General features: G+C 72.8%; 11 protein-coding genes and 2 pseudogenes. 6 read left to right on the top strand and 7 right to left on the bottom strand.

Going from position 1 to position 10,848, the window contains the following annotated elements; genetic code table 11:
- Together KBX08_RS31300 and KBX08_RS31295 are read left to right on the top strand one after the other, a co-directional pair.
- Nucleotides 1–611 (top strand): annotated as a pseudogene (locus KBX08_RS31300) (hypothetical protein); the annotation flags it as partial.
- Nucleotides 612–687: 76 nt separating this feature from the next.
- Nucleotides 688–987: a hypothetical protein gene (locus tag KBX08_RS31295; protein ID WP_210787377.1), complete on the top strand. Its 300-nt coding sequence runs from the start codon at nucleotides 688–690 to the stop codon at nucleotides 985–987.
- A 52-nt stretch (nucleotides 988–1,039) separates the two neighbouring features.
- Here KBX08_RS31295 and KBX08_RS31290 read toward each other — a convergent pair whose 3' ends face one another.
- On the bottom strand, nucleotides 1,040–1,456 hold the full coding sequence (locus KBX08_RS31290; protein WP_210787376.1) for a hypothetical protein: 417 nt from the start codon (nucleotides 1,454–1,456) through the stop codon (nucleotides 1,040–1,042).
- 283 nt (nucleotides 1,457–1,739) lie between these two features.
- Between KBX08_RS31290 and KBX08_RS31285 the strand changes: the two are divergent.
- Both KBX08_RS31285 and tnpB read left to right on the top strand, forming a co-directional pair.
- A pseudogene (locus KBX08_RS31285) lies at nucleotides 1,740–2,207 on the top strand (recombinase family protein).
- Nucleotides 2,204–3,583, top strand: a complete 1,380-nt coding sequence (gene tnpB, locus KBX08_RS31280; protein WP_210787375.1) for an IS607 family element RNA-guided endonuclease TnpB — start codon at nucleotides 2,204–2,206, stop codon at nucleotides 3,581–3,583. Before KBX08_RS31285 ends, tnpB begins: the two are co-directional and overlap by 4 nt.
- A 143-nt stretch (nucleotides 3,584–3,726) precedes the next feature.
- Here tnpB and KBX08_RS31275 read toward each other — a convergent pair whose 3' ends face one another.
- From KBX08_RS31275 to KBX08_RS31255, 4 genes are all read right to left on the bottom strand, one after another.
- Nucleotides 3,727–4,143 (bottom strand): YchJ family protein, encoded by a 417-nt coding sequence (locus KBX08_RS31275; protein ID WP_238689624.1) that lies wholly within the window; start codon nucleotides 4,141–4,143, stop codon nucleotides 3,727–3,729.
- Nucleotides 4,144–4,324: 181 nt separating this feature from the next.
- Nucleotides 4,325–5,425 (bottom strand): magnesium and cobalt transport protein CorA, encoded by a 1,101-nt coding sequence (locus tag KBX08_RS31270; RefSeq protein ID WP_210787373.1) that lies wholly within the window; start codon nucleotides 5,423–5,425, stop codon nucleotides 4,325–4,327.
- Nucleotides 5,426–5,527: 102 nt separating this feature from the next.
- Nucleotides 5,528–6,139, bottom strand: coding sequence for a class F sortase (locus tag KBX08_RS31265; RefSeq protein WP_210787378.1), 612 nt, complete (start codon nucleotides 6,137–6,139; stop codon nucleotides 5,528–5,530).
- 805 nt (nucleotides 6,140–6,944) lie between these two features.
- Nucleotides 6,945–7,778 (bottom strand): metalloregulator ArsR/SmtB family transcription factor, encoded by an 834-nt coding sequence (locus KBX08_RS31255; RefSeq protein ID WP_210787372.1) that lies wholly within the window; start codon nucleotides 7,776–7,778, stop codon nucleotides 6,945–6,947.
- Between the two features lie 126 nt (nucleotides 7,779–7,904).
- Between KBX08_RS31255 and KBX08_RS31250 the strand changes: the two genes are divergently transcribed.
- Nucleotides 7,905–9,185: a lycopene cyclase family protein gene (locus tag KBX08_RS31250; protein WP_210787371.1), complete on the top strand. Its 1,281-nt coding sequence runs from the start codon at nucleotides 7,905–7,907 to the stop codon at nucleotides 9,183–9,185.
- A 10-nt stretch (nucleotides 9,186–9,195) separates the two neighbouring features.
- Nucleotides 9,196–9,669, top strand: a complete 474-nt coding sequence (gene rnhA / locus KBX08_RS31245; RefSeq protein ID WP_091406604.1) for a ribonuclease HI — start codon at nucleotides 9,196–9,198, stop codon at nucleotides 9,667–9,669.
- Nucleotides 9,670–9,676: 7 nt separating this feature from the next.
- On the opposite strand, the gene KBX08_RS31240 is transcribed toward rnhA, so the two are convergent.
- Both KBX08_RS31240 and KBX08_RS31235 read right to left on the bottom strand, forming a co-directional pair.
- On the bottom strand, nucleotides 9,677–9,913 hold the full coding sequence (locus tag KBX08_RS31240) for a preprotein translocase YidC (protein WP_203117470.1): 237 nt from the start codon (nucleotides 9,911–9,913) through the stop codon (nucleotides 9,677–9,679).
- A gap of 39 nt (nucleotides 9,914–9,952) precedes the next feature.
- Nucleotides 9,953–10,848, bottom strand: an 896-nt coding sequence (locus tag KBX08_RS31235; RefSeq protein ID WP_210787370.1) for an MFS transporter, incomplete at its 5' end; no start/stop codon positions are given.

Below are 10,848 nucleotides of genomic sequence, written 5' to 3'. Positions count from 1 at the left end.
CGGCCACCAGCAGCACGGCGGCCCGCCCCCGTCCGCCGGTGCGGGCCGCCGTGCTGCTGGTGGCCGTGGTCGCCGCCGACTGGGGCGCCCTGGACGAGTACACCCCGCTGCTCGCCCTGGACACCGGCGTCGGCGCGCAGGCCGTACCCCTGCTGCTCCTGCTGCTCTGGGCCGGAGTGACAGTCGGCGGGCTGCTCGCCCCGGCGGGGGAGCGGCTGGGCGGCCGAGGGTACGCCGCACTGTTGGGGCTGGTCGGCGTCGCGCTGGCCGGAGGTGCCCTGCTGCGGCACCCGGCCGGGTTCGTGTTGCTCGCGGTGGCCTTCGGCGCGGCGCAGTTGGCCACAGTGCTGGCCGACGCGCGACTCCAGGCCCGGATCACCGGCACCAGCCGCGCCACCGTCACCTCCCTGGCCGGGATGGCCACCGACGTGCTGATCATCGTGACGTACGCCGGTTACGGTCTGCTCGCCACGGCGGCCGGCAACGCTGTGGCGTTCGCGCTGACCGCCGGGGCGTACCTCGTGGTGGCGCTGGTGCTGCTGACCCGCTGCCGGCGCCGGACGGCAGTGCCCACCGGTGTGGCCGCGGCCGTGCCGGGCGGCCCGGATTGACCGGAGCCCGGCGGCGGCCTCCTCGGGCCGTCGCTGGGCCGCGCGGTCAGCCGGCCATGTGCAGGAACGACCACTGGTGGCCGTCGAGGTCCCGGAAGCCGCGCATGTACATCGGCCCGTTGGCCATCCCCGGCCCGAGCGACTCCCCACCGGCGACCGCCGCCTGGTCGACGAGTTCGTCGACCTGCCCCCGGCTCGGCGCCGACAGCCGACGACGACCTCACGGCTGGTCGCCGTGTCCGGCGTGGCGACCCCGGTGTACGCCTCGAAGCCCGAGCGCAGGTGCAGCACCAGCCGGGTGGTGTCGGAGATGGTGAGCACCATGCTGTCGCCGTCCGGCTCGGCCTGGTCGCTGGTGAAGCCGATCGCCCGGTAGAACTCGGTCGCGGTGGTCAGGTCACGCACCGGCAGGTTGATGAATGTCATGGTCATCGGTCGTCTCCGTCCGTCTCGAGCAACACCTTCAGCGCGGCGAGCCGATCCCGCCAGTACCCCTTCAGCTCCGCGGCCTGCTCGGCTCCGGGCAGCTTCTCGTGCACGACGTTGACCCGGGCCTTTGACTCGCCGACAGCGTCGATGCCGACGACGATCCTGGTGGGACCCCCGGCCCAGTCGGCCCGGAAGCTGCGCGGCGCGGTGGCGGTGCGGACGCGTACCTCGACGTCGGGCAGCCAACGGGCGCGTGCCGTCTCGTCGGCGAACGCCTCGAACAGCCGCAGCGCCGGCACGGCCACCGTCCGGCTCGCGCTGGCCTCGAAGCCACCGCCGCGTCGTTGACCCGGCGCGCGCAGGCCGCGTGCCTGCTCGTACCCGACGGTGATGGTCTGTGCCCACCAGCCTGGCACCTCGTGTTCGGTGGCGAGGTGACGGGGACGCGGCGGTGGATTCCTGAGCCGACTCGACGGTCCGATTGATCAGGTGCCGGCGGGCGGTGGTGTAACTCTCGCCGGTCTTCTCCATCCGGGCCCGGACCCGGGCCTTGAACGATCTCTGGGTGGTCATCACATGCTCCCGGTCAACGGCACGGTCACCGGGACTCACGCTCCCGTCGAACCCGCCGGAGTGGGGTTGACTGCTGCTAACACATCGTTGGTCATTAGTGCTTACTAGTTGTCTATGGTGGGCAGCGTGAACTTGAAGGAGTGGGCGGCGGCTACCGGCATCTCGTACGCGACCGCACGGCGGCGTTACGAGTCCGGGACGCTGCCTGTTCCCGTGTATCGACTCGGTCGGCTGATCATGGTCGGTGAACCGTTGACGGGTGCGACCACTGAGGCCGGGTAGACCGTTGTGTACGCGTGCGTGTCGTCGGCCGAGCAGAAGCCGGACCTGGACCGGCAGGTCGCGCGGGTCGCCGTGTGGGCGACCGGGCAGCGCCTGGCGGTGGACCGGGTGGTGACCGAGGTCGGTTCGGCGTTCAACGGGCACCGCAAGGAGTTCCTCGCGTTGCTGCGCGACCCGGCCGAGGTGGACGACGATCTCGTGCGTGATGTCACCGAGATCCTGACGTTGCTGTGCGCCCGCCTGTATAGCCGCCGCGCCGCCGCGAACCGTGCCGGTCGCGCGGTCGAGGCCGCCGCTGAGGGCCGGGCGTGAAGACGATCCAGGCGTACCGGTTCGCCCTGGACCTCACCCCTGGTCAGGAACGTGGCGTGCTGGCGCACGCCGGGGCGGCCCGGGTGGCCCACAACTGGGCGCTGGCCAGGGTCAAGGCGGTCATGGATCAGCGGGCCGCCGAACGCACCTACGGCGTGCCGGAGGAGATGCTGACCCCGACCTTGTCGTGGACGCTGCCCGGCCTGCGTAAGGCGTGGAACGTCGCCAAGCCCGACGTCGCGCCGTGGTGGCGGGAGTGCTCGAAGGAGGCGTTCAACACCGGCCTCGACGCCCTCGCTCGCGCGTTGAAGAACTGGGCCGACTCGCGCTCAGGTAAGCGCGCCGGCCGGCCGGTCGGGTTCCCGGGGTTCAAGTCCCGCCGCCGCAGCATCGCGTCCGTGCGGTTCACCACCGGGACGATCCGGATCGAGTCCGACCGCAAGCATGTGGTGCTGCCCCGGCTGGGCCGGCTGAAGCTGCATGAGTCCGCCCGCAAGCTCGCCCGCCGGATCGACAACGGCACCGCCCGGATCATGTCCGCCTCCGTGCGACGTGACGGCGGCCGGTGGCACGTCGCTTTCTGCGTCGAGGTCGAGCGCGGCGAGCGGCTACCCGCCCGGCCGGGCGCGGTGCTCGGCGTCGACGTCGGCATCAGGCACCTGGCGGTGCTGTCGACCGGCGAGCTGATCGACAACCCGCGATACCTGACGACAGCGCGCCAGCGGATGCGGGCGCTCGGTCGGGCACTGGCGCGCAAGACCGGCCCGGACCGGCGCACCGGCCGACGCGCCTCGAAGCGGTGGGAGCGAGCGGCAGCCCGGCTCGGCCGGGCGCATGCCCGGGTGGCGAACCTGCGCCGCGACGGACTGCACAAGCTCACCACCCGGCTGACCCGCGAATACGCCACGGTCGTCATCGAAGACCTCAACGTCACCGGGATGCTGCGCAACCGCAAGCTGGCCCGGCACATCGCCGACGCCGGGTTCGCCGAGATCCGCCGGCAACTGACCTACAAGACCAGGTGGAACGGCGGCCGGCTGATCCTGGCCGACCGCTGGTATCCCTCCTCCAAGACGTGCTCGGGCTGCGGCGCGGTGAAAACCAAACTCGCCCTGTCCGAGCGTGAATACCAGTGCGAATCGTGTGGCCTGGTCCTCGACCGGGACCTCAACGCCGCCTACAACTTGGCCGCGCTCGCGGCTGACGCAACAACCGCCGGGAGTGGCCCGGCGGCTGGACGTGGAGCCGACCGCAAGACCCCACTCGCGGGGCTGGTGGCATTGAAGCGTCAACCCGGCACCGCGCCAGCGGGTCAGACCGGGACCGTCTCACCGCAAGGCGGGACTGCCAACCGCGTGCTCACTAGAGCACACTGAGAGGCAACGGCATGTGGCACCACGTCCCGGGCTCCAGGCCCCCTTTGCCTCCGCGTTGCCGACGGCGTGAGCGTCGGGAGGGAGATGCGGCGCAGGACTACGCCGACGTCATCGTACGCCCCGCCCGGCCGTCGGCGCAGCCGTCAGACCTGGTCACCGTCGACGTAGACCCACCTGCCGTCCTCGCGGACGAACCGGCTGTGTTCGGTCATCGTGCCGGGCCGGCCCGCGTCCCGGTAGTGGGCGTGGAAGGTCACAGTGCCGGCGGTGTCGAGCAGGCCGCCCCGCTCGGTCTCCACGATCTCCAGTCGGGTCCACCGCTGCCCCGGGTCGAGCTCAAGGGAGGCGGGTCGGGTCGAGGAGTGCCAGCTGCGCAGCAGGTAACCGGAGTCGCCGAGGGCGAAGGCGCTGAACCGGGAGCGCATCAACGCCTCGGCCGTCGCCGGGGCGTCGCCGCCGTGCACCGGGGCGCAGCAGTCCGCGTACGCCCGGCCGGAGCCGCACGGGCACGCCCGTCCCGTCGTCGCGTTCCCCCGCCGACGTTTTGCACCCTTACCCACATCCGTCATCCTGCCCCACGCACCCCCGACCCTCGCCCCTGCCCCGCCCCCGCGTCCGGTCACCGCGATCTTGCACTTTCTGTCGCGACATAATTTACAAATAGTGCATATTGACGACACAAAGTGCAAGATCGCCGGGCCGGGCCGGGCCGGGGCTCGCCGGGGCCGGGCCGGGCGGAGGTTAGAGCCAGCCGGAGCGGCGGAACAGCCGGTACAGGAACAGGGCCGCCGCCGCCATCAGGGTGAGGGCCCCGGCGTAGCCGTAGCGCCAGGCCAGCTCGGGCATGTGGTTGAAGTTCATGCCGTAGATGCCGGCGATGCCGGTCTGGGTGGCCGCGATGGCCGCCCAGGCGGCGATCTTGCGCATGTCGTTGTTCTGCTCGACGGCGAGCTGCGCCAGTCGCGACTGGACGATCGAGGTGAGCAGGTCGTCGTACGCGGCCACCCGGTCCACCGCCCGGCTCAGCCGGCCGTCGACGTCGACGAACCAGCGGTGCAGGGCACGCGGCGGGCCGTCGGGTTCGAGCAGCGTACGCATCGGCGCCTGCAACGGCAGGACCGCCCGCTTGAACTCCACCACCTCCCGTTTGAGCTGGTAGATGTGCTGGATGTCGGTCGTGCGGTCGCGGGCGAACACCGCCTCCTCGACCCGCTCCAGGTCCCGTTCCACGTGCCCGGCCACCTCCAGGTAGGAGTCGACCATGCGGGCGCAGACCGCGTACGCCACCGCCCACGGTCCGGCGGCCAGCAGCGCGGGGCGGCGTTCGATGTCGGCGCGGACGCTGCGCAGTGCCCCGGCGGCGCCGTGCCGCACAGTGATGGCGAAGCGGTCGCCGAGCAGCACCATGACGTCCCCGGTGTCGATCACCTCGGAGGTGTCGGTCAGCTCGTCGTGCTCCACGTACCCGGCGGTGCGCAGGACCAGCAGCGTGACCGGCCCGTGGCGCTGCACTGTGGGCCGGTGCCCGTCGGCGAGCGCCTGTTCGACTGTCAGCTCGTCGAGGCCGAAGGTCTGGCCGACCGCGGCGAGCACCGCCGGGCCGGGATCGTGTAGTCCCAGCCACACGAAGGCGTCGCGGCTGTGTCGTGCCCGGGCGTACGCGTCGGCGTAGTGCGGTTGGCCGGGCTCCCGGCGGCCGTTGACGTAGACGGCGCAGTCGACCACGGCGTCCGGGTTGGACCGACGGGGGGTGGGGGAGCCGTCCTCGACCCGTCCGAGCAGTCTCCGGGCCAGGGCGCGTACGCCCCGACCGGTCCGGTCCCGTACCGGTCGCTGATCCACCGCGTGCCTCCCCGTCGCCGGCGCACCGTCCCGATCAGGGGATGGTGCCACCGCATTCTGCCGACCAGGGTCCGGCTCCCGACAGCGGGGAGGCGGCTCGGTTCAGGCGGTGCGGGTGGCGAAGACGACGACGTTGTCGACGTAGTTGCCGGTGGCGGCGTCGAACCGGCCGCCGCAGGTGATCAGGCGCAGCCCGGCGGCGTCCGCCGGGCCGTAGACCAGGGTGGTGGGGAAGTGCTCCTTGGGGTACGCCCGGACGTCGTCCACTGTGAACGTGGCGACCCGTGCGTCGGCGCGGGTGACCTGTACCTGCTGCCCGGCGCGGAGCCGCCCGAGGTCGAAGAAGACCGCCGGGCCGGACGGCGCGTCGACGTGTCCCACCAGGACGGCGTTGCCGGTCTCACCGGGGCTGACCCCGTGCCGGTACCAGCCGGCGAGGGTGGGCCGGTCCAGTGGCGGCACCTCCAGCACCCCGGCGGCGTCGGCGCCGACGGGGACGATGTCGGCGCCTACGTCGATGGCGGGGATCTGCACCCGGACCGGCGCGGCGGGTGGCAGCGGAGCCAGGTCCGGTGCGGGGTGGGTGCGGGTCGGCGCTTCGACCGACGGTCGTGGTGGCCGCGCCGGGTCGGCGGTGAGGCCGACGGTGATCAGCCCGAGCCCGGTCACGCCGAGCAGGGCCACCACTGCCGCCAGGGCCCGCCGCGACCGCACGTGTGCACCTCCGTACCGGATCGTCGGGGTGCCCGCGCCGGCGAGGGCGGTGCCGAGCAGCGTGCCGCCGGCGGCGAGAGCGCCGGTGTCACGGTTGTCGCCGCCGGAGCCGGCCGGCGCGCCGCCGATCGGGGTGACGGCGAAGGTGGCGGTGCCGGCCGAGCTGCCGTCGCCGCAGGTCGCCGCCACCGTGTACGTGCCCAGGGTGAACCCGGCGGTGAAGAGCTCGGCGCTCAGCCCGCCGCCGGCGGCGGCCGTGGTGGATCGGACGTTCTGGTCGCGGTTGGGGCCGGTGACCCGGAAGAGGGCGTCACCCGACTTCGGGTTGCAGGTCGTCGCGGTGAGCACGACGGTCCCACCGACCGGGGTGGTGGCCGGTGACACAGTGGTGTCGGCCAGTGCGGCGCCTGGCAGCAGGAGCGTGCCGAGGCCCACGCCGAGCGCCGCCGAGCAGAGTGCTGTTGAGACCTTCATACGCGTCTTCCCTCACTTTTCGTCCGCTGACTGCGTGGGACGTCGTTCGGGTGGCCAACTCCGTGACTAGCACCGGTGTGCCCAACACTAGGTGGGTTGGGTCCTCGATCAGGTGAAAATGAGAAATCCTCGTTGCCGTCACGTGTCCACCCGAAGGCGGGGAGAGCTGCGGAAAGGCCCGGACAGCCCGACCGGCACCGGTGCTCCGATCGATGGCCATCCGGTCGGGCTGTCGTCGCTGTGTCGATGGCGAGGTATTGCCGGAGACGGCGGAAATGCACCGCCTGGCCGCCCGCGATCGACGACCGGGCGCGTCGGGTGCGCGCTCGGGTCAGTGGGCCTGGGCCGGGGTCGGGTCGGGCATCGGCTCGCCGGTCTCCAGCAGGGTCTTGAGGCTGGCCAGCAGCTCCGGCCAGCCGCCGCTGCCGTCGAGCTGGCCGCTGATCGCCCGGTGCATCTCACTGTCGGGGGAGAAGTCGTCGTGGATGACGGTCAGCCGGACGGTCGACGCGCTGTGCGGTTCGATCTCGAAGGTCACCGTCGACCGGCGCTCACCGAGGCGGGCGGCCAGCTCCTCGGCGGACCAGCCGAAGTGCTCGGCGTGCTCGGGTTGGAAGCCGTGCCAGCTGTAGGAGAGACGTCGGTAGGGCTCGGCGACGAGCACCCGTTGGCCGAGGTCGCGCGGCTCGCCGTCCGGTGCGTCCTGCCACAGCACTGGTGACCCGACCTGCCAGTCCGAAACCAGCGCGACTCCACCCCAGTAGCGACGGGTGAACGCCGGTTCGGTGAGCGCGGACCACAGTCGCTGCGCGGTGCTCGTGACGTAGGTGGTGTAGACGAAGGTCGGGCTCTCCATGGGTTGTCGCTCCAATGCGGTGGTCAGGTCGGCCAGGGTGGCAGCGCGCTCGCGGTCGTAGCGGCTGAGCCACCGGTCGGCGATGGCGTTGATCGGGGCGGCGTTGAGGTAGTGCAGCTTCTCTCGGCCGCGCCGCACGGTCGTGACGAGATTGGCCGCCTCCAGCACCGACAGGTGCTTGCTGACGGACTGTCGGGTGCCGGCCAGCCCGTCGCACAGCTCCCGCAGGGTCTGGCCGTTGCGCTCGTTGAGTCGGTCCAGCAGTCGACGCCGGCTGGGGTCGGCCAGCGCCCGAAACGCGTCGTCCATCGACCCTCCCCGCAACAGGCAACCATTCGGTTGCTTGTCAAGTTAGGCAACCAATGGGTTGCCTGTCAACCTGGCCATCGGGTGGCGGCACGCGTGCGAACCGGACCGTGTGGCAGCGTGGTGCGGGTGACCGACTCCGCGCCGCTCGACGTCGACCTCGCGCTGCTCGGTGGCGGCGGCGCCGCGTCGTTGCTGCTCGCCGCACTGGACCGGCACGGCGTCCGGGATCTGCGGATCGCCATCGTCGACCCGGTGCGCCGCCGCGGTCAGGACCGCACCTGGGCGTTCTGGGGTCACCCCGACAGCGACCTGGACCCGCTTCTGAGCGCGAGCTGGCAGCAGGTCGAGGTGGCGACGGCGGCGCGACGCCGCGTCCTGGACCTCACCCCGCTGCGGTACGCCATGCTCCGCTCCGGCCCGGTCTACGACCGGGCTGCCGACGCCGAGCGTCGCCTCGACACCATCCGGATCGTCGCGCCCGCCGAGACGGTGCGCGACGACGGTGACCGGGTGCTGGTGGGCACCGGCGACGGGCGCGGCGTACGGGCCGGCTGGGTGCTCGACTCCCGTCCCCGACCGCCGGCGCGAGCGGGGCGAACCACCTGGTTGCAGCACTTCCGGGGGTGGTGGCTGGAGGCTGACCGGCCGGCGTTCGACCCGACGCGCGCGGTGCTGATGGACTTCCGTACCCCGCAGCCGCCCCGGGGCGTCTCCTTCGGCTACGTGCTGCCGGTGAGCGACCGCTACGCCCTTGTCGAGTACACCGAGTTCTCGCCGGACCTGCTGACCGACGCCGGGTACGACGCGGCGCTGGCCGGCTACCGGGATCTGCTCGGGCTGGATCCGACCGGGCTGCGGGTGCGCGAGGTGGAGAACGGGGTGATCCCGATGACCGACGCGCCGTTCCCGGCCCGGCCCACCCCCCGCGTGGTCCGGCTCGGCACGGCCGGTGGCGCGACCCGCCCCTCCACCGGCTTCACCTTCTCCGCCATGCACCGCCAGGCCGACCAGGTGGCCCGCGCCCTCACTGCCGGCCGCGCGCCGGTGCCCGAGCCGGCGTACCCGCGCCGGCACCGCTGGATGGACGCGGTGGCGCTGCGGGCGCTGGACCGGGGCGGGGTGGGCGGTCCCGAGTTCTTCGACCGGCTCTTCGACCGCAATCCGGCCGAGCGGGTGCTGCGCTTCCTCGACGGCGGCACCACTCCGGCCGAGGAGGTCGCGATCATGAATTCGACCCGGCTGTGGCCGATGATCGCCGCGACCGCCGGTGACGCCGCACACCGGGTCCACGACCGGCTGCGCCCCACCCGGCCCGCGCCGGCCATCCCACCCGCGGTGGTGGGTCCGGCGCCGACGGCTCGGCGCGCCGGCCCCCCGAGCGGGGAGGACGACGTCCGCGCCCGGTAGGTTGCCGGGCATGGTGGACGCGGCGGCCGGCAGGGGCGTGCAGATCTGGACCGACGGGGCGTGCAGCGGCAACCCCGGTCCGGGTGGTTGGGGTGCGCTGCTGCGCTACGGCGATCACGAGCGGGAGCTGTGCGGCGGTGAGGCCACGCCCACCACCAACAACCGGATGGAGCTGATGGCGGCCATCCAGGCGTTGGAGAGCCTGAACCGGCCGGTCACCGTGGAGCTGCACACCGACAGCACGTACGTGCGCAACGGCATCACCAGTTGGCTGGCGTCGTGGAAGCGCAACGGTTGGCGGACCGCCGCGAAGCAGCCGGTGAAGAACGCCGACCTGTGGCAGCGGCTGGAGGCGGCCTGCGAACGGCACGAGGTCACCTGGCTGTGGGTCAAGGGGCACAACGGCCACCCGGAGAACGAGCGGGCCGACGGGCTCGCCAACAAGGGTATGACCGAGGCCCGGGGCGCGCTGACCAGCCGCTGATCCCGGGTCAGCGAGTCGCGTCCGGGTGCCCCGGCATGCTGGAACCGCCGCCGCTGCTGCCGGACGAACCACCGGCGACGCCCGAGTTGTCGGGCTCGGTCACGATGTCCGGCCGGACGTCGGTGTCCGCCGGTGCGGGGACCTCGGTGTCCGTCTCGACCTGCACCAGTGGCGCCTGGCCGGCCTCGTCCTCGCTGTGCTGTGGGTCGCCCGGCTGCTCACCTTGGCGATTTCGGTAGCCCACGCCGTGCCCCCCGTCGATACCGGTCCGCGTCGGCGCTGGCTACCCGGCGTCGTCCCGGCCGAAACCTGACCCGCCGGCGGGGACCGCCGACCCGACCGTTTCGGCCCGCGGCGCAGCGGACGGCAGCCGCAGCGTCCGGCGGCGGCTGAGCGCGACGACCAGCGCCAGCGCGAGCGCGCCGACGACCACCAGGAACGCCCAGGTGTTACCGAATTGGTCGTTGACCACGCCACTGGTCGCGGAGCCGGCGGCGATGCCGAGTTGCCCGGCCGTCTGCAACCACCCGTACGTCTCGGGGAGCCGGACCGCCGGGGTGGACCGCGCGAGGATCTCGTCGGTGACGGCGAGGAACGGCGCCAGCGCGATACCGAAGACCGCCAGCGCCACGGCCATCTGTGGCACGTTGCGCGGCAGCAGCAGCGCCACCGAGGTGGCGGCAAGTGTGCCGAGCATCGTCAGGTACGCCGCCGCCGGGCTGCCGGGCCGCCCCCGGCTCGCCAGCAGCACGCCACCGGCCAGGCTGCCCACCGACCAGATGGTCACCAGCAGCCCGGCCTGGTCCGGGTGCCCGACGGTGGTGGCGAACGCGGGCACCAGCACCCACATCGCGCCGATCCCCATCATGTAGCCGACGTGGGTGCCGACGACGGTGCGGCGGGTGGCCTGGCCGGGCAGCGCGGAGCCCTTCCCGCGAGGCTGCCGGTCGGCCTCGCGCGGTGGCAGCACGGCGACCATGCCGAGCAGCCCGGCGCTGCCGATCACCGCGAAGGCGAGCAGTGCGGCAGTCGGGCCGCTGATCAGCAGGCTCAGTGTCACCGCCAGGGGGCCTCCCACGTAGAGCACCTCCTGCCCGACGGCGTTCACCGAGTACGCGCGGGCCAGCGCGGCGGGGGCGACGCGCCGGGCCAGGTGGGCGCGTCCGCTGCCGACCGCCG

The sequence above is a fragment of the Micromonospora sp. H61 genome, from assembly GCF_018070325.1.
Classification (GTDB): Bacteria; Actinomycetota; Actinomycetes; order Mycobacteriales; family Micromonosporaceae; genus Micromonospora; species Micromonospora salmantinae.
Note: the sequence above shows the minus strand (reverse complement) of the source record. Positions and strands in the feature narration are given on the sequence as shown.

Excerpts from the sequence above, each read along its gene's own strand:
- KBX08_RS31255 (WP_210787372.1), bottom strand. The coding sequence starts at position 7,778 with ATGGACGACGCGTTTCGGGCGCTGGCCGACCCCAGCCGGCGTCGACTG.
- rnhA (WP_091406604.1), top strand. The coding sequence starts at position 9,196 with ATGGTGGACGCGGCGGCCGGCAGGGGCGTGCAGATCTGGACCGACGGG.